This window comes from Leclercia sp. TB492 (genome assembly GCF_049974505.2).
In the GTDB taxonomy this organism is placed as follows: domain Bacteria; phylum Pseudomonadota; class Gammaproteobacteria; order Enterobacterales; family Enterobacteriaceae; genus Enterobacter; species Enterobacter adecarboxylatus_C.
In genome coordinates this window covers 1,133,130-1,153,724 of the sequence record NZ_CM127572.1, presented here as the reverse complement: position 1 = coordinate 1,153,724, position 20,595 = coordinate 1,133,130, and the positions used below count along the sequence as shown (strand labels likewise).

The following is a 20,595-nucleotide window of genomic DNA, read 5'->3' as shown; positions in this document are numbered from 1 at the left end:
GTGGCCTTAAATATCCCCTCCTGCACGGGAGGGGAATGCGCATTAGTGCGCCCGGCTGTGGTTATCCTTGCGATACGCCCCCGGCGGCTGGTTGAACGTACGGGTGAAGACGCGGGTAAAGGTCTGCTGGGAGTCAAAGCCGTAGCGCAGACAAATGTCGTAGACCTTTTCGTCTGACTCCAGCAGATCCCGCGCCGCCAGCCGCAGCTTACGTTCACGAATATAACGCCCAAGGCTCTCGCCTTTATACTGCATAAACAGCCGCTGTAAGTGCCACTTGGAATAGCCCGCGTGACGGGCAATATCCTCGATCCGCAACGGCTGATGAAGGTTGTCGTCGATCCACTCGACAATGGTGTCGATAACCTGAGCAGAAATAGTCATGCTGCTCTCCCCCTCTGCTCTTCGATTTAACATTATTCCCACCACGCGTGAAATTGTTGCGTGGCATCATCCACTCTGATCGGCTCACCGAGCTCGGGCGTCAGCAGGCGATACGGCTTATCCTTGCTGGCCTGCGACAGCTTGATCAGCGGGTCGTTCCAGGTGTGTTTTGCCAGCACAAAGCGCCCGGAGTGGCCCGGCACCACCGCCCTGGCATTCAGATCCGCGGCGGCCTGCGCCGTTTCGGCAGGCTGCATATGGATGTACTTCCAGTCCTGGTCGTACTGCCCGTTCTCCATGATCGCCAGATCGACGCTGCCAAACTGCTCCCCGATGGCGCTAAAGTGCGGGCCGTAACCGGAATCCCCGCTGTAGAACACCTTTTGCTGCGGGGTGACAAACATAAAGCTGCCCCACAGCGTCTGGTTGCGCTTCAGTCCCCGCCCGGAGAAATGCCGCGCTGGCAGAACGTGCACTGTCAGGTCATCGCTGATGCGCACCGACCGATCCCAGTCCCGCTCCTCAATGATTGACGGATCCATACCCCAGTAACGCAGATGCGAACCTACCCCGAGCGGCGTGACCACGCGTTTCACTTTCGGCATCAGCGCCTTGATGGTGGCGTAATCGAGATGATCGTAGTGATCGTGAGAAATAATCAGCAGATCGATGTCGGGCATCTCTTCGGCGTGCCAGGGGTACTCGCCGGCAAAGGCGTTATTAAGGAAGGAGAAAGGTGCAGCGTAACCGCTGAACACCGGATCGATCAGGATACGTTTGCCTGCCAGCTGCAGATACCACGAGGAGTGGCCGAGCCAGACCAGGGTGTCCTGATCCAGCGGCAGTTGTGCCAGATCGGTTTTCACCAGCGGCAGCGGCTGGGCCGGACGGGCGTTCTCACGCTTCGTCACCAGAAAATCCCACCACGCCGCCAGCATGTTCTTGTTGCCGGTAAACCCCGGCGTGGGCAGGGTGTTATGGAACTGACCGTCGCGATACTGCGGCGAAGCGGCAAACTCACTCAGCTGCGCGCCCTGTGGCGGCTGGCCGAATCCGGCATTCAGTACAAACGGCAAACTCGCCGCTGATGCAATAATCATCACTACCACCAGGCTAATAATAAAACGCTTTTTCATATCCCGACCCGAATTCGCGCCCCATCCGATGGCCTGCGCGGGCAAAACTTGATTATGAGTGAGTAAGCACTCATTATAGAAGTGATGCGAAAGTCGTCAAGACGTTTTAAGATCTTTGACATTCCACGTTGCAGCCCCGCAAAGGGCATGATTCAATCAGGGTTTTTGCACATAAACTGGAGGAAATGCAGTGGCTCGTCCGAAAAGTGAAGATAAAAAACTGGCGTTGCTGGACGCGGCAACCACCGCTTTTGCCCAGTCGGGCATTGCGGCCTCTACCGCGTTAATCGCCCGCAGCGCAGGGGTGGCTGAAGGCACCCTGTTTCGCTATTTCGCCACCAAAGACGATCTGCTCAACGCCCTCTACCTGCACCTGAAACAGGACCTGTGCCAGACCATGCTGGCGAATATGGATCGTGCCCTCACCCAGCCGAAAGAGCATACCCGCAATATCTGGAACAGCTACGTTGACTGGGGGATCCGCAACCCGGTAGCCCACGGCGCAATACGCCAGCTCGGGGTGAGCGAGAAGATTAACGCCGAAACCGAACAGGCGGTACACGAGATGTTCCCGGAACTGCATGAGCTGTGCCGTCGTCATATCCGCCCGGTATTTATGTCAGAGGAATTTCGACTGTTTGGCGATGCCCTGTTCTTGTCGCTGGCGGAGACGACGATGTCCTTCGCCACCCGCGAACCGGCGCGCGCCGCCGAATTTAAGGCGCTGGGTTTTGAAGCCATGTGGCGAGCGCTAGCCGAAGAGGATATCCATGGACAGTAAAACGCTCGCCGCCTGCGCAAAGCAGGTGGCGCTGGAGTTGCCCTTTACCGAGCACTGCTGGCCCTTTGGCCCGGAATACGATGTGTTTAAAGTGGGCGGCAAAATTTTTATGCTGATGGGCGTGGCGCATGGACGCCAGCACGTCAGCCTGAAGTCAGATCCGCAAAAATCGCTGCTCAACCAGCAGATCTACCGGGGGATCGAGCCCGGCTACCATCTGAATAAAAAGCACTGGATTTCGATTTATGCAGCCGAAGATATCACCCCGGCGCTGCTAGCCGATCTGATCGATGATTCGTGGCATCTGGTGGTGGATAAACTGCCGAAAAAAGAGCAAAAACGTTTACGCCCCGGCGGTTAAACGCTCTTAATGCCCTTATCTTTGTCCCCTTCCCCTTGTACCCTTTTCCCTTTCCTCGCCCCCGGTGGGCGATGTTAACCCAGGAGTAGCTATGGATATCATTTCCGTTGCCTTAAAACGTCACTCCACAAAGGCGTTTGATCCGAGCAAAAAACTGACTGCCGACCAGGCGGAACAGATTAAAACCCTGCTGCAGTACAGCCCGTCCAGCACCAACTCGCAGCCGTGGCACTTTATCGTCGCCAGCACCGAGGAAGGTAAAGCGCGGGTGGCGAAGTCCGCAGCCGGTGGCTTTGTCTTTAACGAACGCAAAATGTTGGATGCTTCTCACGTGGTGGTGTTCTGCGCCAAAACCGCGATGGACGATGCCTGGCTGACGCGCGTGGTGGATCAGGAGGAGGCCGACGGCCGTTTCAACACGCCAGAAGCGAAAGCCGCCAACCACAAAGGCCGCACCTTCTTCGCCGATCTGCACCGTGTCGATCTGAAAGATGACGACCAGTGGATGGCGAAACAGGTTTACCTGAACGTCGGCAACTTCCTGCTGGGCGTGGGCGCGATGGGCCTGGATGCAGTGCCGATTGAAGGCTTCGACGCCGCAGTCCTCGACGAAGAGTTTGGTCTGAAAGAGAAAGGCTTCACCAGCCTGGTGGTGGTGCCGGTTGGGCATCACAGCGTGGAAGATTTCAACGCCACCCTGCCAAAATCTCGCCTGCCGCTGAGCACCATTGTGACTGAGTGCTGATACAAACGGGCCGCGATCTGCGGCCCGTTACTTTTTACTGATAACCAGGCTGCGATGCGGATGCACGTCGCGATCGTTACGCCAGGCGAACGCTATCCAGCGCTCTTCCAGTTCAGCGTATGAATTAACTGGCGTTAAGTGCCACTCTTCACCAACCATGCCGTCCGCCACACCGATCTGATAATTCATGGTAAACGCCCAGTCGATCATCCGCAGCCAGAAGCGCTGTCCGTCGCCGGTTTGCTCGCTGTCTGATACCACAATGTCGTATTCGCTTAGCACCCACTGAAAGAATAATTGGGGTAATCCGCTTATCACGCGTTGATGGACTGCGCGTGGCGTACGCCAGACCATCACTTGCGTAGCGGCACCGTGGGGAAAGGTAATTTCTTTATGAAATGCCAGCTTTACGGCATACGCCGTATCAGGCTTGCCGTCGTCGGTGGTGACGAGTCGGTATTCATCGCCATAACGCGATTTCAGGAGCAGGTACCCCACAGGAAGCAAAAAACCCGGCAGGTGAAACTCCACTGTGCCCCTTGCCAGAAACGCTTCGGTATGTTCGACGTTTCGGGAGATAAGCCCGAGTTTTTGGCTGAAATCTGCGGAATCAATCATCAGTGGCGACATGACTGGTTTCTCATCGCGTAAGTATAGCCCACTTCACTACTCAGCTAAATGACGTAGATTCAGCAGGTTGGTTTACATTAAACCTCACCTTACACGCTTTGACAGCCTTCAACAGAAGGGGCTCCGGATCCCGGAAGCCCTCTCGCAAAAGATCTACTTCGCTCCGCTCCCCGCGTGCCAGATCCGCTCCGCATAGCGCCCTATCACCGCCAGCGACGCCGCCAGGATCAGGAAGAACAGCACCTTGTTCATCCCGTCCCAGAAGTATTCGAAATAGCGGGTATAGAGGTTGATCGCCAGAAACGTCAGGCCAAATCCGCGCAGCATGCCGTCGTCGGTTTTCAGGCTGATATAAATACAAATCCCGGCCGCCACCGCGAACAGCAGCGCCCACGGCAGCAGCGCCGCCCGGGTGGTGCCGTACCCGTTATCGATATCGTAATTGCCAAAAATCGACATGATCCACAGGGCAACAAACAGATAGGTCAGCCCCATCGCTTTACTGGTGGTGTACAGATGGCGTTTACGCAGCATCCCGCGCAGCCACCAGCACAGCGCCAGCAGCGCGCCGCCGAAGAAGATAAAGCGCACCGGATAGCTCATCCCCAGCCAGTAGGCGCCCCAGCCGGACATGTAGCCGGTCTCCGCGCCAAACCAGTTGCCCAGCGAGAGCAAAAAGAACAGCCACACCAGCCCCGAACGCCCGAAGAAGCCCACCAGCCCGTAAACGGCGCAGCCGAGCAGGAACAGCGGCGCGATATGGCCGCTACCGGTATTCAGCCGTTCCCCCAGCTGCCAGAGCGCAATGGCGGTGAAGAACACGCCGAGGAACAGAATTGCCTCGGTGCTGTAGTGCCACTGGGTTTCCCGCCGCTGGCGGCTGAATCCCCACAGATAAAACAGCCCTGCCATCAGCGCAGGCAGTCCGATGCGGGCGATGGAGGAGAAGGCGAAGAACTCGATGATGCGCGCCATCAGCTCGCTGTCGGCAAACAGGCTACCGATGGCGATGATGACGCAGGCGATTGCCGTCCAGAAGGCGTAGCGGCTGAGGCGCTGCCAGTCCATGGCGACGCGTTTTAAGCTGGCAGCCAGACGCTGATGCTCGTCGGCGGTTAATGCCCCCTCCTGTTGCCATTCGTTGAGGGCGCGGCGCAGGAGGCGTTCCTGTTTGCGGGTGACGTTCATTGTGCCTGCTCCGCCAGCCACGTCAGCGCGCGCTCGCCCTCGTCATCCACCGGCAGATAGACCAGCAGGCGGGAGCCGTTGCGCGGGGCGGAGTACCAGTACATCTGCTGGAGATGAAAATCGCCGAGTTCGGGATGGGTAAACAGCTTGAGCTGGTTTTCCACGCCGCGCACGTCGTTACGCTGGTGCCACAGGGCTTCAAACTCCTCGGACACCGCAAAGAAGCGCGCCAGTTTGGCTTCCCACTGCGGGTCACCGCGGTGCTCCGCCATTGCAGCGCGGAAATAGGAGACGAAAACCGGCAGCACGTCGCCGCGCTTACCGAGGCGGGCGCGCCACGCCGGGTGGGTGAGGAACAGATAAATACAGTTGCGGTCTTCCGGCGGGATGTCATTGAAATCGACGCCCATCAGGTGCCCAAAGCTGTCATTCCACGCCACGATATCGAAGTTCGGTTTCTGGATGCTGGCGGGTTTCGGCATCAGGGTGTCGAGAAGACGACGGGTGCCTTCGCTGATCCCCTCGCAGCAGACCGCCTGGGGCGCTTCACCCGGCGGCAGGCCGGCCAGCAGGAAGAGGTGGCGGGCTTCGGTCGGGGTGCACTGCAGCGCCTTCGCCACCGCCGCCATCACCGTGATTGAAGGGTTGACGTCCCTGCCCTGTTCCAGCCAGGTGTACCAGGTGACGCCCACGTCCGCCAGCAGGGCCACCTCTTCCCGGCGCAGGCCTGGGGTACGGCGTCGACCGCTGCGCGGTAAACCAAGGCGCTGCGGGTCGAGACTTTCGCGTCGGGCGCGTAAAAATGCGCCGAGCTGTTTACGGGTGTCATCCTGAAGTGAGGTGACGGGTTCAGACATCAGCGCCATATTGCCCCCTGCATGGTAGTGCCAGTACCAGTATAAGCAAGAACTGGTACCCGTTTATCAGATGGTTGATGCTACGACGCTACGCTGTTTGACGCAATGGAGTCACCATGAATACGTCAGTTGTTTCACCGGGTCGCGCAGGCCTGATATTGCTGTTAACCGGCCAGATGCTGCCGCTGATTGATACCTCAATCACCAACGTGGCGCTGGACGCCATCACCCACTCGCTGCACGCCACCGCCACCGGGCTGGAGCTGATTGTCGCCCTTTACGGCGTGGCCTTTGCCGTCTGCCTGGCCCTTGGCAGCAAGCTGGGGGACAACCTCGGCCGCCGTCGTCTGTTTATGTGGGGCGTGGCGAGCTTTGGCCTGGCCTCGCTGCTGTGCGGCATGGCGGGCAATATCGAGCAGCTGCTGGCGGCGCGCATCGTTCAGGGCGCAGGGGCGGCGATGATCGTGCCGCAAATTCTTGCCACTCTGCACGTCACACTGAAAGGCCCTGCCCATGCGAAAGCCATCAGCCTGTTTGGCGGCATCGGCGGGATTGCCTTTATCGTCGGGCAGATGGGCGGCGGCTGGCTGGTGTCGGCGGATATCGCCGGGCTGGGCTGGCGCAACGCTTTCTTTATCAACGTGCCGATCTGCCTGCTGGTGCTGGCCCTGAGCCGTCGCTACGTGCCGGAAACCCGCCGCGACACGCCGTCGCGTATCGACTGGTCGGGCACCGCATTACTGGCGGCGATCCTCTGCTGCCTGCTGTTCCCGATGGCGCTGGGGCCGCAGTGGCACTGGTCCTGGCCGCTGAAGGCTATGCTTCTCGCCATTATCCCGCTGGCGTATTTAATGGCGCTGAATGCGCGTAAAAAAGAGCGCGATGGGGCTCATCCGCTGATCCCGCCGCGGCTGATGCGGCTCGGCAGCATCCGCTTTGGCGTGCTGATTGCGCTGCTCTTTTTCAGCGTCTGGTCCGGGTTTATGTTCTGCATGGCGCTGACCATGCAGACCGGTCTGGGAATGGCACCGTGGCAGTCCGGCAACAGCTTTATTGCCCTGGGCGTGACCTATTTTGTTTCGGCGTGGTTTGCCCCGCGCCTGATTGCTCGCTACAGCACCAGCACCATTTTGCTGACCGGGCTGGCGATCCAGATAACCGGCCTGCTGGCGCTGATCGTCACCTTCCGCATCTGGGGACAGGAGAACACCGCCCTGACTCTCGCCCCGGCTACCGGGCTGGTGGGCTACGGCCAGGCGCTGATTGTGAACAGCTTCTACCGTATCGGGATGCGCGATATCCAGCCTGACGATGCCGGGGCGGCCAGCGCCATCCTCAGCACCCTGCAACAGGCGGCGCTCGGCCTCGGCCCGGCGATATTCGGCGCGATTTTGCTCCACGCCCTGCACACCCATCGCGGGGATTACGCAGAGGCGATTAACGTCTTCCTGGTGGTGGAAACCGTCATGATGATCGTGCTGGCGCTGGTCACGCTGCGGCTGCGCCATCGCCTGTGCCTGCCGGTGGTGAAGACCTGTCAGGCGGTAAAATAGGCCTGGCGAATTTGCATAATAGATCCTCAGCCGCCATTATGGCGGCTGCTTTAATACAGGAGACGTTATGCAGGAGTTCATTTCCCTGGTCGAAGAGACAGGCATTGAAATTAATCACACCACCTCCCTTGTGATCATCTTTGGCATTATTTTTCTTACTGCCCTGATTATTCATTTTATTCTGCACAAAGTGGTGCTGCGGGCGTTCGAGAAACGCGCCCGGGCCAGCAGCCATTTATGGCTGCAAATCATTACCCAGAATAAATTATTTCACCGTCTGGCCTTTACCCTGCAGGGGATCATCGTCAACGTTCAGGCGGTATTGTGGCTGCAAAAAGGCAGCGACGCGGCGGAAATACTCACCACCTGCGCGAAGCTGTGGGTGATGGTTTACGCCCTGCTGGCGTTCTTCTCGCTGCTGGACGTGATTTTCAATCTGTCGCAGAAAATGGCGACCGCCTCGCAGCTGCCGCTGAAGGGGATCTTCCAGGGCATCAAGCTGGTGAGCGCCATTCTGGTGGGGATCCTGATTATCTCCCTGCTGATCGGCCAGTCCCCCGCCATTCTGATCAGCGGTCTGGGCGCGATGGCCGCAGTGCTGATGCTGGTCTTTAAAGATCCGATTCTCGGGCTGGTGGCGGGCATTCAGCTCTCCGCCAACGATATGCTCAAGCTCGGCGACTGGCTGGAGATGCCGAAATACGGCGCCAACGGTACGGTGACGGATATCGGCCTGACCACCGTCAAGGTGCGCAATTTCGATAACACCATCACCACCATTCCGACCTGGGCGCTGGTCTCAGACGCCTTTATCAACTGGAGCGGCATGTCGGCCTCCGGCGGACGGCGGATTAAGCGCAGCCTGAATATTGATACCACCAGCATCCATTTTCTCGACCAGCAGGAGCAGCAGCAGCTGATTCAGGCGAAGCTGCTCAAGCCCTATATGGCGACACGCCACGAGGAGATTACGCTGTGGAATCAGGAGAATGGCGAAGGCGAGTCGGTGCTGAACCTGCGCAAGATGACCAATATTGGCACCTTCCGCGCTTACCTGAATGAATATCTACGCAATCACCCGCGTATTCGCCAGGATATGACCTTAATGGTGCGGCAATTAGCGCCGGACGCCAACGGGCTGCCGATTGAAATATACGCCTTTACCAACACCGTGATCTGGGCGGAATATGAGGCGATTCAGGCCGATATTTTCGATCATATTTTCGCGGTGATTGATGAATTTGGCCTGCGCATACACCAGACGCCGACCGGGAACGATATTCGCTCCCTGGCCGGCGCGCTGGCAAAATAGCTCAGGTACTGGCGCGGGAAATAAAGCGCCAGTTCATCATCACCCGCTCGGTCGCGGCGTCGGGGTTGTCGATTCTGTTCAGCAGCAGATCGACCGCCTTGCGCCCGATATCCCGCGACGGCTGTTCGATGGTGGTCAGCGAGACCATCTCCGACAGCTCCGTGCCGTCGAAGCCCACCACGGCAATATCCTGCGGCACGCGCAGCCCTGCCTTTTCGATGGCACGTAACGCGCCCGCGGCCAGGGTATCGGAGACCGCAAACACCGCGTCCGGGCGCGGTTCTGCCGCCAGCAGTTTGGTCATTGCCGCCATTCCGGCTGCGGCGCTGAGATCGCTCGCATACTCAATGGCCTGATACGATAGATCGCGCAGATGCAGCACGCTCTTGTACCCGCGCTCGCGCAGGCGGGCATATTTGTAGCTCAGGTCGTGGTTGATCAAAGCGATGCGCTGACGTCCGCCGTCGGCCAGGCGGCTGACCACATGCTGGGAGGCATCGACATCGTTAATCCCGACGCAGGAGACCGCCCCCGCATCGGCGTATTCGGCGCACTGCACCCAGGGGGCATCGCCAATCAGCGCCGCCAGCTCGGTAAGGCGGGTAAAGGCGTCCATGGTGATAATGCCGTCGACCATTTTGCCGGACAGCAGGCTCAGTCCCGAGCGGGAGCGTTCAATATCGGAACCGGAATTGCAGAGCAGAATACGGTAGCCATTTTTCTCCGCCTGCGCCTCAATGCCCTTCACCACCTCGGCGCAGAACGGGTTGGCAATATTGGAGACCATCACCAGGATCATATAGCTGCGCGAGGTGCGCAGCTGACGAGCCAGAAGATTGGGCTGGTAGTTAGCCTCTTTAATCGCCTGCAAGACGCGATCGCGGTTTTTGGCTTTGACGGTATCGCTGTTATTCAGCACGCGCGATACCGTCGCCACCGAGACGCCCGCCAGTTGGGCGATTTTCTGAATTGACATAGCGACGAGTGATCCTGCAGTTAGCGTTAGCAGCAGGCTACCATAAATGGGTTGCCCGGCGCACCGGGCAAGGTATTACTGCGCGACGCTAATCCAGCGCTGCTGCTGATGGCTTTTCACTATTGCATCAATGATATACATCACGTTTGCCCCGTCATGGAAGGTGGCAAACACGGGCTTATCCGGCATCCTGCCCGCCTGCACTGCACGATAAAACTGCGCCATCATGTTCTTAAAGGCGTCCGGCCAGCCTTCGATATGGCCGCCCGGGAAGTGGGCGCTGTCGGCCACGTCGCGGTTCATCAGGCCTGGATCGTCCGTCAGCGTCTGATTGGCCCGGGCGCGATGGCCCACCCACAGCTGCTGGGGCACTTCCTGATCCCAGGCCACGGAACCCTCGCTGCCGTTGACCTCGAGGCTGAGGCGGTTTTTCCGTCCTGCGCTCACCTGCGAGACGGTAAAGCTGCCTTTGCTGCCGTCGTCGAAGCGGAACAGTACCGAGCCGAAATCTTCAGTGGTGACGGGCTTGTCTTCATACACCGCATCGCCCGCCTGGCTGAAGGTCTGGTTCCCGGCCACGTTGGCCTTGCGGGTCGGCCAGACGATCGACAGGTCGGCCATCACCTCGGTGATGCGCCGTCCGGTCAGAAACTGAATGGTATCGCACCAGTGGGAACCGATGTCCGCCACCGCGCGCGATGCCCCGCCGAGCGCCGCGTCGACCCGCCAGTTATAGTCGGTTTCCAGCAGCATCCAGTCCTGCAGATAGCTGCCGTGAGCGGCAAACAGCCGTCCGAGCGAGCCCGCCCCGACCATGCTCGCCGCCTGGCGCACCATCGCAAACTGGCGATAAACAAAGCTCACGCCGTGCACCACACCCGCCTGCTCCGCCAGGGCCACCAGTTCCCGCGCCTCGTCCGGGGTCATGCACAGCGGTTTTTCGGAGAAGACATGCTTTCCGGCCCGCAGGATCTGGCGGTTGATCTCCGCATGAAGATGGTTTGGCGTGCAGTTGTGCACCACGTGCAGATCCGGGTGCGCCAGCAGTTCGTCCACGCTGCCACAGGCATGAGGAATGTTCAGCGCCCGGGCCTTCTCTTGCGCCTGTTCCAGCGAGCCGTCGCACAGGGCGACGACCTGCACGAAGCCGAGACGGCGCAGGGCTTCGATGTGCGCCGGGCCGATAAAGCCGCTGCCGATAATACCGACGTTAATCATGAAGTTCTCCTGCGGCGAAATCGTCAAACGCCCGATCGGAAACCGGAATAATGTGGCGGGAGATAAACTCGCGCCCTTCCCGCGCCCCGGTGTCACCGTCCTTCAGGCAACACTCCCACTCCAGCACCGCCCAGCCGTCATAGTCGTACTGGGTCAGCTTGCTGAAAATGCCTTTAAAGTCGATCTGCCCGTCGCCCGGGGAGCGGAAGCGTCCGGCGCGGTTGATCCAGCTCTGATACCCGCCATAGACGCCGCTGCGCCCGTTCGGGCGGTACTCGGCATCCTTGACGTGAAACGCCTTAATGCGGGTGTGGTAGTGGTCGATAAAGGCCAGGTAATCCATCTGCTGCAACAGCAGGTGGCTGGGATCGTAAAGGATGTTGCAGCGCGGGTGGTTGTCCAGAAGCGCCAGAAAACGCTCGAAGGTGACGCCATCGTGCAGATCTTCCCCGGGGTGGATCTCATAGCAGAGGTTCACCCCCTGCTCGTCAAAGACATCCAGTATCGGCCGCCAGCGGCGGGCCAGCTCGCTGAACGCCTCCTGGAAACGCGCCTCGTTATGCGGCGGCCAGGGGTACATAAACGGCCAGGCCAGCGAGCCCGAGAAGGTGGCGTGGGCGGTTAACCCGAGCCGGGCCGAAGCCGCTGCCGCCTTTTTGACGATATCGGTGGCCCACGCCTGGCGGGCGGCGGCATTACCGCGCACCGCCTGTGGGGCGAAGTTATCAAACGCCTCGTCGTACACCGGGTTTACGGCGATCAGCTGCCCTTCCAGATGGGTGGAGAGTTCGCTGATGACCAGCCCGTGCTGCGCCAGTTTGCCGCTTATCTCATCGCAGTAGGTCTGGCTCTCTGCCGCCAGCTCTACGTCAAAAATCGCTTTATGGTTGCAGGGAATTTGCACCGCTTTATAGCCCTTTTCCGCTGCCCAGCCTGCCAGCCCGTCGAGGGTGTTAAACGGTGGTTGCCCGCCGATAAACTGCGACAGAAGAATTCCCGGGCCTTTAATCGTCCTCATACCACCTCCAGAAATTACGCCTTGTCATCTTCATATTTGAACGAGACAAGGAAAACGAGTGCAATCACAGCAGCAGCGACTGCCGGGATCCACCAGAATGTCACCCACGCCTCAGGCACGGGTTGCCCGGCTACCAGACGGTTGTACAGCGCGCCGGAAATTTGTGAGCCCAACAGCATGCCGATACCGTAAGTGAACATCACGATCATGCTCTGCGCCTGGCCTTTTACCTTTTCGCCCGCCACGCGGTCGGTGTAGATAAAGCCCACCACGAAGAAGAAGTCATAGCAGACGCCGTGCAGCAGGATGCCGAGGTACAGCAGGAAGCGCCCCTCCTCGCTCACGCCCAGGGCAAACATCGCGTAACGGACGAACCACGCCAGCATGCCGATCAGCAGCATGTACTTCACGCCCAGACGGCGGAACAGCAGCGGGATCACCAGCATAAAGAAGATTTCGGACATCTGGCCGAAGGACATGGCGGTGCTGACATCCGCGATCCCGGCATCCGCCAGATAGGAGGCGGTGTAGGCGTAATAGGTGCCCAGCGGGACGGAGATCAGCATCGCGCACAGGCAGAAGATAAAGAAGTGACGGGTTTTCAGCAGCGCAAAGGCGTCGGCGCAGAAGAGATCGCGCATCTTCACCGGCATCCCTTTTGCCGGAGCCGGCGTGTGCGGCAGGGTCAGGCTATAGAGCGCCAGCAGGACGGAGCTGGCCGCCGCCACCTGGAAGATGGTGACGCTGGAGGCCACGCCGGTGACGCCGATAAAGATCCCGGCCACAATCCAGCCGATAGTGCCGAACACGCGCACCACCGGGAAGGTTTTATCGACGTTCGCCAGGCTGTGGAAGGCGATGTTGTTGGTCAGCGCCAGGGTCGGCATGTAGCAGAGCGTGTAGCCAAACAGCAGGCCGATCAGCAGCGCACCGTTTTCCGCAATTAACGCGCCAGGGACGAACCACAGGATCGCCGCCCCGGCCAGGTGCATCACCGCCATCACCTTTTGCGAGGCGAAGAAGCGGTCCACCAGCATGCCGAGGACGAACGGCGACAAAATGGAGGCAATCGGCCCGGCGGAGAAGGCATCCCCGATCAGCAATGACATGTTGTGCTGAGTCATCACCAGACCGAGAGTCACCGACCAGCTACCCCAGATAAAGAATTGCAGGAACATCATCAGCGACAGGCGCGGCACCAGCATTCGGTGCTGCCCTATCACCTTTCCACTACTTTCAGTTGTTGACACCATGATCAGCCCCACCCTTAAAAAGTAATCGATTACAAATCGTATCAAATGAAAAGTAATCGATTACAAAATAAAGATCCCGTGGATCGACTAAGAAGTGGGAGGGGGGTCACGATAAAGATGAAGATGGGTTCGGAGAGGCGCCGGGTGGCGCTGCGCTTACCCGGCCGACGGGTTTTGTAGGCCCGTGCAAGCGAAGCGCCGCCGGGCATTGCAGTTTTCCAGGCCCGGTGGCGTTGCGCTTACCGGGCGAAAGCCGCACTACTTCTTGCGGGAGAGTTTAAACGCCACAAACAGGAACACAACCCACACCGGGAGCAGGATGGCCGAGGTGCGCATGCCGTCCATGGTGCACATCAGCACCAGGATCATCGCCAGGAAGGCGATACAGATGTAGTTACCCGCCGGATAAAGCAGCGCCTTGAACTGCGTCTCGCGCCCCTTGCGACGCATCGCCGCGCGGAACCGCAGGTGCGCCAGGCAGATCATGATCCAGTTCAGCAGCAGGGTCGCGACCACCAGCGCCATCAGCAGGCCAAAGGCTTCGTGCGGCAGCAGGTAGTTAACCAGCACCACCAGCGAGGTGATGGCCCCGGAGAGCAGCAGCGAATTGACCGGCACGCCGCGACGGCTGACGCGGGTTAAAAATTTCGGCGCGTTTCCCTGCACCGAGAGGCCAAACAGCATCCGGCTGTTGGAGTAGACGCCGCTGTTATAAACCGACAGCGAGGCCACCAGAATCACAAAGTTCAGCGCCGAAGCCACCACGTTGCTGTTCAGATCGTGGAAAATCATCACAAACGGGCTGCTGTCGGATTTCACTTCCACCCACGGATAGAGGGCCAGCAACACCACCAGCGAACCGATATAGAACAGCAGAATACGGTACACCACCTGGTTGACCGCTTTCGGAATGCTTTTATGCGGATCCTGCGCTTCGGCGGCGGTAATGCCGATCAGCTCCAGCCCGCCAAAGGAGAACATGATCACCGCCAGCGACAGCACCAGCCCTTTCCAGCCGGTGGCGAGGAAACCGCCGTGCTGCCAGAGGTTGTCGATGGTTGCCCGCTCGCCGCCGTGTCCGGAGAACAGCAGCCACAGGCCAAAGCCGATCATGCCGATGATCGCCAGCACCTTGATTAAGGCGAACCAGAACTCGGTTTCACCGTACAGGCGCACGTTCACCAGGTTCACGGCGTTAATGATGATGAAGAACACCGCTGCCCAGATCCAGGTTGGCACGTCCGGCAGCCAGTACTGCATGTAGATGCCCGCGGCGGTCAGCTCCGCCATGCCCACCAGCACGAACATTACCCAGTAGTTCCAGCCGGAGAGGAAGCCGGCAAACGGGCCCCAGTATTTATAGGCAAAATGCGCGAAGGAGCCTGATACCGGCTCTTCCACCACCATCTCGCCAAGCTGGCGCATGATCAGAAAAGCGATAATACCCGCGATGGCATACCCCAGCAGCACGGCGGGACCGGCCATCTGAATCGCGGGACCGATGCCGAGGAACAGCCCGGTGCCGATAGCGCCACCGAGGGCGATAAGTTGAATATGTCGGTTCTGTAAACCACGATGCAGCGTCGGTGTCTGTTCCGACGAGGCTTCAGCAAGACCCTTGCCTGAAGCGGATGACGCGTTTTTCACGTCTTACCCCTGTCTCTTTTTATGGAAGGGGCACCTTTTAACACTTCAGGCAGACGGGAGCAAGTTAAACGCCGGGCAACGGTTGCTGCCCGGCGGGAGCCGATCACGAGCCGATAATACCGCCGTCCGCTTTGGTGATGACCACCGTCGAGGCGCGGGGACGCCCTTGCGGATTGTTGTCCGGCCAGTTAGAAACGGCGCGCGGGTTTGCCGGGTCGGTAATGTCATCCCCGCCCTCGCCCGGATGCTGAATATTAATAAACAGCGTGCGGTTGTCGGGAGTGAACGCAATGCCGGTGATTTCGCAGCCGCGCGGGCCCGTCAGGAAACGGCGATACTCGTTGGTGCCCGGAATGGTCGCCACCATCTGGTTATTGCCCATCCCCTCATAGGCTTTCTTGTTAATGGTGCTGGAGGAGACGTCGGTCTGGATCCAGAGCACGCCCTGATGGTCAAACGACAGGCCGTCCGGGCTGCCAAATTCGGCGCCCTTCATGCTGCCCTTCGCCTTTTCATCCGTAGTGTCCGTTCGCCCGGCCAGCACCAGGATGTCCCATTTGAAGCGTAATGCTGCAGGGTCCCCGCCCTCTTCGTGCCAGTGCATAATGTGGCCGAAAGCGTTATTGGCTCGCGGGTTGGCCGCATCCACCGGCGCTTTGCCCTCTTTGCCGCGATCGCTGTTATTGGTCAGCGTGCAGTAAACGCTGCCGCTGCTGTGCGGATCGACCGCAATCCACTCCGGACGATCCATTTTAGTCGCCCCCACGGCGTCGGCCGCCAGACGGGTTTTAATCAGCAGATCGCCCTGGCTTTCGAACCCTTTACTCTTATCCAGGCCGTTCTGGCCGAAGACCAGCGGCAGCCACTCACCGGAGCCGTCGTCGTTGAATCTGGCGACGTAGAGCGTGCCGGTGGTCAGCAGCTGCATACTGGCTTCGCGATCCGCCGGATTGTATTGGTTGTCGGAAACAAATTTGTAGATGTACTCAAACTTCTGGTCGTCGCCCATATACGTGACCACTCGCTTATCAGCGGCCAGGGTGACGGCGGCGCCTTCATGCTTGAAGCGTCCCAGCGCGGTGTGCTTGCGCGGCGTGGAGTTCGGGTTGTACGGGTCGATCTCGACCACCCAGCCAAAGCGATTCGGCTCGTTAGGCGTTTTATCCACGTTGAACCTGTCATCCACCTCGCTCCAGCGATAGGACTCATCGCTGTCGCTGATGCCGTAGCGCTTCTCCAGCGCGTTACGCTCGCCTTTCTTGACGAAAATATCCGACCAGTTCTCTTCGCAGGTGAGGTAGGTTCCCCAGGGGGTATAACCGTCGGCGCAGTTTTGCATGGTGCCGAGCACCTGCTCGCCCAGAGGATCGGCGGCAGTTTTCATTAACGTCTGCTGGCGCGCCGGGCCGGTGAGCTGCATCGGGGTGTTCACCGTGATGCGGCGGGCAAAACCGGAGGGGCGCACCACTTCCCAGTCGCTGCCACTCTTTTTCACTTCGATAACCGATACGCCCATGGCGTTCTGGCCTTTCCGCGCCTTATCCAGGCTCCAGCTGGCGGTGCCGTCGGTAAAGAGCATGCCGTTATCGATATATTCGTGGTTCATCGCCAGCAGGCCATGACTGGGGTTCTCTTCCCCCTGCGGCAGGCTAAACCACGCCATGCCGTCATGGTGCATGCCCGCCTGCGCCGCCTGCTCGTCTGTCGTGTTGCTGGCGTCAAATTTGAACTCTGGCATAGCGCCCTTGATCCCGGTGGCATCGCCCCAGCGGTAGAAAGGACGCGCGATGTAGCCCTCGGGCACCCTGACCGTATCCTCGGTCGAGACCGGAATGCTGGTAAAGCCGAGCGAGACCGCTTTGCTCAGGGCTGAAGGCTGTGAAACCGCAGCCAGGGCGTTTTCAGGCTTGAGTAAAAAAGGGAAAGAGGCGGCGGCACCGGCAACGGCGCCCATCTGCAAAAAGCGGCGGCGGGAGAGGAATATCTCCGCCACGCTGGAAAATACCGGGTTAGCGCTGGGATTGCTGACATCGTCACGATGTTCTTTTTTGAATACGGACTTAAGAGGTTTACCCACGATGGCTTCCTGTCTTTAGGCTAAGAAATGACAAAGTGGGAACACTATAAGAACAATTGATTACATTTTTATAACAGTAGAAAGGTAGGGCATCCTTGCCCTGATAACGAGGGTCGAACTCAGAACTCGTAGCCGACGGAGACCTTGAAGGTGCGCGGCTCACCCTGGAACAGGTAGGTGCCACCGTCGTCCACGCTTGACCAGTAGTTCTCGTCGGTGATGTTTTCAATCCCGGCGCGAACGGTCATCTGGTTCTGGTCGTTGTTGACCGCGAAGCGGTAACGCATGCCCAGATCCAGGGTGGTGTAGCTGTCCAGCTTTTTGCTGTTGGCCAGATCCGCATACTGCGAACCGGAGTGGTTCACGCGAGCGGTGGCGGTCAGGCCGTCGATGGGCTTGATGTCATACTCTGCGCCCAGCACGCCGTAGAATGACGGAACGCCAATGGCGTCGTTGCCCTGGTTAACACCGTTGTTGGTTTTGGTCAGCTCCGCCTGTAGCCAGGTGGCGCTGGCGTTCAGGCGCAGGCCCAGCACCGGCTCGCCAAAGACGTTCAGCTCAACGCCGCGGTTACGCTGCTCGGCATCCAGGCCGTAGTATTTGGTCTGGCTGTCGAGAATGGCGGACGGCATTTTGATCTCAAACAGCGCCAGCGAGCCGCCAACGCGCCCGAAATCGGCCTTCACGCCCACTTCGTTCTGCTTAGAGTGGACGATACCGGTGCTCTGGCCGTAGTTGGAGGCGGTGTTGGGCGCGGTTTTACCCGGCTGGAGCGCCTCGGTGTGGTTGGCATACAGCGAGATCTCGTTCCACGGCTTGTAGACTACGCCGTAGGTCGGCATCCAGCGGTCGCCGTCGAAGCTGTCACCCGCGTTTTCGATCCCGGTCACTTTGTTATAGCCGCGGATCACCACTTTCTGATGACGGGCACCCACAGTGAACAGCAGTTTGTCATCCAGCACGCCAAGGGTGTCGCTCAGCAGCCAGCCCTGAGTGCGGGTGCGGCCGCTGGTCAGCGGATCGCTGTAGTTCCCGCCCGCCCCGTTGGAGTTGGTGCTCGGCGGCGCATCCACGCCGGTGTTGTGGTAGATATTGGTGACCGGGTTATCCTTCGCCGCCGACATCTTCCACGCAATCTTCTCGTTTTTGGTCATCGCCGAGTAACCGACGTTGACCTTGTGGGTCACAAAGCCGGTGGCGAAGTTACCGCGGATGCCCGCCATGCCGCTCACGCTGTCGCTGATGCGGTTAGTATCCAGGCGGGACGCGGTGGCTTTGCCGCTCTTGTCCACCAGCTTCGCGCCGCTGTAGAGCCCCTCTTCATGGGCGTGCTGGGCCCCCAGACCGGTATACGCGGTCCAGCTGTCGGTGATGTCGTATTCGCTGCGCCACATACCGAATTCGTTCTCGATATTGCTGTAGGCCCATTTCTGCGAGTAGTTGCGATCGTTCTTCGGTGGCTCGGGTACGAAGTTCACGCCAGCCACGTTGACCCCGGTTTCCGAGCCGTGGAAGGTTTTCTTCTGATAGCCCATGTCTACGGAGCTGCGGAACTTATCCCCCGCATAGTCCAGGCCGGTGGAGAGCAGCGTGGTGCGACGGCGGTCGTTGGCGACCGGCGCTTCGCCTTCACGGTGCACTACGTTAACCCGGGCGCCAAACTGGTCGCTGTCGCCAAAACGACGCCCGGCATCCAGGGTGGTGCCAATTTGCGAATCTGAGGTGTAATCGACGCCCACTTTCGCCTGCGGCGTGGCCCCCGCATGTTTCGGCTCAAGGTTGATCATCCCGCCGACGCCGGAGCTGGCCGCGCCGTTCATCAGGGAGTTGGCCCCTTTGAAGATCTCAATGCGATCCACCATCTGCGCGTCCACCACCTGACGCGGCAGCACGCCGGAGAGACCGCCAAAGGTCATGTCATCCCCGTCGAACTTCAGGCCGCGGATGCGGTAGCTCTCCGCGCTGTTGCCGTAGCCCTGCACGGACTGGACGCCCGCATCGTTCGCCACCACGTCGCCAATGGTCCGCGCCTGCTGATCTTCCACCAGTTTGGAGGTGTAGCTGATGATGTTAAAGGGCACGTCCATCGCATTTTGCTGACCGAGCATCCCCATGCGTCCGCCGTTCGCCACCTGCCCGTCGAGGAAGGCCGGCACCAGCTGGTCGCCGCCGGGTTTAAAGTCGCTGGCAGCAGACTGCACCACGATGGTCTCTTCTTTTTTGCTCTCCGCCGCCACGGCGGAATGGGCGATCGCGCCAATGGCGAGGGCCAGCAGCGTCTTGTTCATTCTTCTGGTGTTATTCATGATTAACCCGTTCAAAATACGCGCAAAATGGCCCGTTGCCGGGCCTTAATTGTTATGAGAAAGATTATTTCAGGGCGATACGCACAACGCTGTCCGGCCCGTTGGTGGAGTGGTCTTTGTTAAAGGCCTGCTTCACGGTGACGTACAGCGTCTGGCCGTCCGCCGACAGCAGCAGGCTGTTCGGGTTCGGCGGCAGATCCCAGCTCTGCTTCACGGCATAAGTGGTGGCATCCAGGCTCAGCAGCTTGCCGCTTTCGCGCTGGGTGATGTACAGCTCGTTGCGCGCCGGGTTAAATTTCACCGCCAGCGAGTCGCCCACGTCGAGCTGCTTAATGACTTCACCGGTATGGATATCCAGCACCAGGGTGGTTTTGGCTTTCGAGTTGTCGGTGACGAACAGGCGGCCCGTCGCTTTGTCTTCCGCCAGATTAAGCAGCAGCGCCGGTTTGTCGCCGAGCGGCTTCCAGCGTTTTTCGATACGGTTGTTCTTAGGATCCAGCACCAGGATCTCACCGCCGCCGTTTGCCACGTAAATGCGCTGGGTCTGTTCAGACCACATCAGGCCGGTGACCCACTGCCCTGCGTTTTTGATGGTTTTTTTCAGCTTCAGCGTTTTTGCATCCACCACCCAGATCACCGCCGGATCGGCCACGCCGCCGATGTACAGCACGTCGTTATGCAGTAACACCTGACGCGCGCCGTACGGGTAGCCCTCTTTGTTGCGCTCGGTAAACAGCAGGCGTTTTTTCACCTTGCCGTCAGCGGTGTCGATGGCGCTGATCCCGCCGTCCAGCGAGTTCGTGGCATAGAGGGTTTTACCATCCGGGGAGATGGCCAGAGCGAAGTTTTTCAGATCGGTATGGCTGCGGCCGAGGGTTTTCAGGGTAGTGGGATCGAGCTTATACACCACTCCGCCCTGCACATCCTTAAAGCCTTCGGAGCTGGCAACGTACAGCGCATCGCCTTTCGGGTTGAGAACCATTTCGTACAGGCCGTCAGCCAGATCGCGTTTTACGACGTTGGTTTGCGCGGGGGCGGCAGGTTTCGGGGCATCAGCAGCAGGCGCGGTTGTCGCAGTGTGCTGAGTAGCGCAGCCGCTGAGTGAGACAGCCACCAGCAGCGCCAGGGCGGGCAATTTTTTGGTCATCAGGAA

General features: G+C 59.3%; 18 protein-coding genes. 5 read left to right on the top strand and 13 right to left on the bottom strand.

The features are described from left to right. Positions 1-42: 42 nt before the first annotated feature. Together ACP4QI_RS05310 and ACP4QI_RS05305 are read right to left on the bottom strand one after the other, a co-directional pair. Positions 43-384 carry a RamA family antibiotic efflux transcriptional regulator gene (locus ACP4QI_RS05310; protein WP_106992253.1) on the bottom strand — a complete coding sequence of 114 codons (342 nt, stop codon included), beginning with the start codon at positions 382-384 and terminating at the stop codon, positions 43-45. 32 nt (positions 385-416) lie between these two features. After that, complete coding sequence (locus tag ACP4QI_RS05305; protein WP_426495108.1) at positions 417-1,520, bottom strand: MBL fold metallo-hydrolase; 1,104 nt, start codon at positions 1,518-1,520, stop codon at positions 417-419. A gap of 190 nt (positions 1,521-1,710) precedes the next feature. On the opposite strand from ACP4QI_RS05305, the gene ACP4QI_RS05300 reads away from it, so the two are divergent. The 3 genes from ACP4QI_RS05300 to nfsB all read left to right on the top strand — a co-directional run bounded on the left by ACP4QI_RS05300 (position 1,711) and on the right by nfsB (position 3,407). Next, entirely contained in the window at positions 1,711-2,301 is a 591-nt protein-coding gene (locus ACP4QI_RS05300) for a TetR/AcrR family transcriptional regulator (protein ID WP_142488534.1), read from the top strand. Further along, complete coding sequence (locus ACP4QI_RS05295; protein ID WP_142488532.1) at positions 2,291-2,662, top strand: MmcQ/YjbR family DNA-binding protein; 372 nt, start codon at positions 2,291-2,293, stop codon at positions 2,660-2,662. Before ACP4QI_RS05300 ends, ACP4QI_RS05295 begins: the two co-directional genes overlap by 11 nt. Before the next feature lie 91 nt (positions 2,663-2,753). Continuing rightward, positions 2,754-3,407, top strand: coding sequence for an oxygen-insensitive NAD(P)H nitroreductase (gene nfsB, locus ACP4QI_RS05290; protein ID WP_142488531.1), 654 nt, complete (start codon positions 2,754-2,756; stop codon positions 3,405-3,407). A gap of 27 nt (positions 3,408-3,434) precedes the next feature. Here the strand turns inward: nfsB and ACP4QI_RS05285 are convergent, their stop codons facing one another. The 3 genes from ACP4QI_RS05285 to ACP4QI_RS05275 all read right to left on the bottom strand — a co-directional run bounded on the left by ACP4QI_RS05285 (position 3,435) and on the right by ACP4QI_RS05275 (position 6,091). Next, positions 3,435-4,037, bottom strand: coding sequence for a hypothetical protein (locus ACP4QI_RS05285; RefSeq protein WP_426495109.1), 603 nt, complete (start codon positions 4,035-4,037; stop codon positions 3,435-3,437). A 153-nt stretch (positions 4,038-4,190) separates the two neighbouring features. Beyond that, positions 4,191-5,225, bottom strand: coding sequence for a DUF2157 domain-containing protein (locus tag ACP4QI_RS05280; protein WP_426495110.1), 1,035 nt, complete (start codon positions 5,223-5,225; stop codon positions 4,191-4,193). Further along, positions 5,222-6,091, bottom strand: a complete 870-nt coding sequence (locus ACP4QI_RS05275; protein ID WP_285111530.1) for a helix-turn-helix transcriptional regulator — start codon at positions 6,089-6,091, stop codon at positions 5,222-5,224. The genes ACP4QI_RS05280 and ACP4QI_RS05275 overlap by 4 nt, the downstream gene beginning before the upstream one ends. 107 nt (positions 6,092-6,198) lie before the next feature. Here ACP4QI_RS05275 and ACP4QI_RS05270 point away from each other — a divergent pair, with 107 nt between their 5' ends. Together ACP4QI_RS05270 and ACP4QI_RS05265 are read left to right on the top strand one after the other, a co-directional pair. Then, positions 6,199-7,635, top strand: coding sequence for an MFS transporter (locus ACP4QI_RS05270; protein WP_426495111.1), 1,437 nt, complete (start codon positions 6,199-6,201; stop codon positions 7,633-7,635). 67 nt (positions 7,636-7,702) lie between these two features. After that, the gene (locus ACP4QI_RS05265; protein ID WP_426495112.1) at positions 7,703-8,947 is read left to right on the top strand and encodes a mechanosensitive ion channel family protein; all 1,245 of its coding nucleotides are present in this window, start codon (positions 7,703-7,705) and stop codon (positions 8,945-8,947) included. A 1-nt stretch (position 8,948) separates the two neighbouring features. Here ACP4QI_RS05265 and ACP4QI_RS05260 read toward each other — a convergent pair whose 3' ends face one another. The 8 genes from ACP4QI_RS05260 to ACP4QI_RS05225 all read right to left on the bottom strand — a co-directional run bounded on the left by ACP4QI_RS05260 (position 8,949) and on the right by ACP4QI_RS05225 (position 20,589). Further along, complete coding sequence (locus ACP4QI_RS05260) at positions 8,949-9,923, bottom strand: LacI family DNA-binding transcriptional regulator (protein WP_142488524.1); 975 nt, start codon at positions 9,921-9,923, stop codon at positions 8,949-8,951. Positions 9,924-9,998: 75 nt separating this feature from the next. Then, on the bottom strand, positions 9,999-11,141 hold the full coding sequence (locus ACP4QI_RS05255) for a Gfo/Idh/MocA family protein (RefSeq protein ID WP_231312929.1): 1,143 nt from the start codon (positions 11,139-11,141) through the stop codon (positions 9,999-10,001). Then, entirely contained in the window at positions 11,134-12,159 is a 1,026-nt protein-coding gene (locus ACP4QI_RS05250; protein WP_426495113.1) for a sugar phosphate isomerase/epimerase family protein, read from the bottom strand. The genes ACP4QI_RS05255 and ACP4QI_RS05250 overlap by 8 nt, the downstream gene beginning before the upstream one ends. 14 nt (positions 12,160-12,173) lie before the next feature. Beyond that, positions 12,174-13,412 carry an MFS transporter gene (locus ACP4QI_RS05245; RefSeq protein ID WP_142488521.1) on the bottom strand — a complete coding sequence of 413 codons (1,239 nt, stop codon included), beginning with the start codon at positions 13,410-13,412 and terminating at the stop codon, positions 12,174-12,176. A 258-nt stretch (positions 13,413-13,670) separates the two neighbouring features. After that, positions 13,671-15,059, bottom strand: a complete 1,389-nt coding sequence (gene pheP, locus ACP4QI_RS05240; RefSeq protein WP_142488520.1) for a phenylalanine transporter — start codon at positions 15,057-15,059, stop codon at positions 13,671-13,673. Between the two features lie 103 nt (positions 15,060-15,162). Continuing rightward, positions 15,163-17,136: a PhoX family protein gene (locus tag ACP4QI_RS05235; protein ID WP_426495114.1), complete on the bottom strand. Its 1,974-nt coding sequence runs from the start codon at positions 17,134-17,136 to the stop codon at positions 15,163-15,165. Between the two features lie 119 nt (positions 17,137-17,255). Continuing rightward, positions 17,256-19,442, bottom strand: coding sequence for a TonB-dependent receptor (locus ACP4QI_RS05230; protein WP_285128645.1), 2,187 nt, complete (start codon positions 19,440-19,442; stop codon positions 17,256-17,258). A gap of 64 nt (positions 19,443-19,506) precedes the next feature. After that, positions 19,507-20,589, bottom strand: coding sequence for a YncE family protein (locus tag ACP4QI_RS05225; RefSeq protein WP_426495115.1), 1,083 nt, complete (start codon positions 20,587-20,589; stop codon positions 19,507-19,509). Between the last annotated feature and the right edge of the window lie 6 nt (positions 20,590-20,595).

Excerpts from the sequence above, each read along its gene's own strand:
- ACP4QI_RS05250 (WP_426495113.1), bottom strand. The coding sequence starts at position 12,159 with ATGAGGACGATTAAAGGCCCGGGAATTCTTCTGTCGCAGTTTATCGGC.
- ACP4QI_RS05295 (WP_142488532.1), top strand. The coding sequence starts at position 2,291 with ATGGACAGTAAAACGCTCGCCGCCTGCGCAAAGCAGGTGGCGCTGGAG.
- ACP4QI_RS05305 (WP_426495108.1), bottom strand. The coding sequence starts at position 1,520 with ATGAAAAAGCGTTTTATTATTAGCCTGGTGGTAGTGATGATTATTGCA.
- ACP4QI_RS05230 (WP_285128645.1), bottom strand. The coding sequence starts at position 19,442 with ATGAATAACACCAGAAGAATGAACAAGACGCTGCTGGCCCTCGCCATT.
- ACP4QI_RS05310 (WP_106992253.1), bottom strand. The coding sequence starts at position 384 with ATGACTATTTCTGCTCAGGTTATCGACACCATTGTCGAGTGGATCGAC.
- ACP4QI_RS05255 (WP_231312929.1), bottom strand. The coding sequence starts at position 11,141 with ATGATTAACGTCGGTATTATCGGCAGCGGCTTTATCGGCCCGGCGCAC.
- ACP4QI_RS05245 (WP_142488521.1), bottom strand. The coding sequence starts at position 13,412 with ATGGTGTCAACAACTGAAAGTAGTGGAAAGGTGATAGGGCAGCACCGA.
- nfsB (WP_142488531.1), top strand. The coding sequence starts at position 2,754 with ATGGATATCATTTCCGTTGCCTTAAAACGTCACTCCACAAAGGCGTTT.
- ACP4QI_RS05275 (WP_285111530.1), bottom strand. The coding sequence starts at position 6,091 with ATGGCGCTGATGTCTGAACCCGTCACCTCACTTCAGGATGACACCCGT.
- ACP4QI_RS05280 (WP_426495110.1), bottom strand. The coding sequence starts at position 5,225 with ATGAACGTCACCCGCAAACAGGAACGCCTCCTGCGCCGCGCCCTCAAC.
- ACP4QI_RS05260 (WP_142488524.1), bottom strand. The coding sequence starts at position 9,923 with ATGTCAATTCAGAAAATCGCCCAACTGGCGGGCGTCTCGGTGGCGACG.
- ACP4QI_RS05270 (WP_426495111.1), top strand. The coding sequence starts at position 6,199 with ATGAATACGTCAGTTGTTTCACCGGGTCGCGCAGGCCTGATATTGCTG.
- ACP4QI_RS05265 (WP_426495112.1), top strand. The coding sequence starts at position 7,703 with ATGCAGGAGTTCATTTCCCTGGTCGAAGAGACAGGCATTGAAATTAAT.
- ACP4QI_RS05225 (WP_426495115.1), bottom strand. The coding sequence starts at position 20,589 with ATGACCAAAAAATTGCCCGCCCTGGCGCTGCTGGTGGCTGTCTCACTC.
- ACP4QI_RS05285 (WP_426495109.1), bottom strand. The coding sequence starts at position 4,037 with ATGTCGCCACTGATGATTGATTCCGCAGATTTCAGCCAAAAACTCGGG.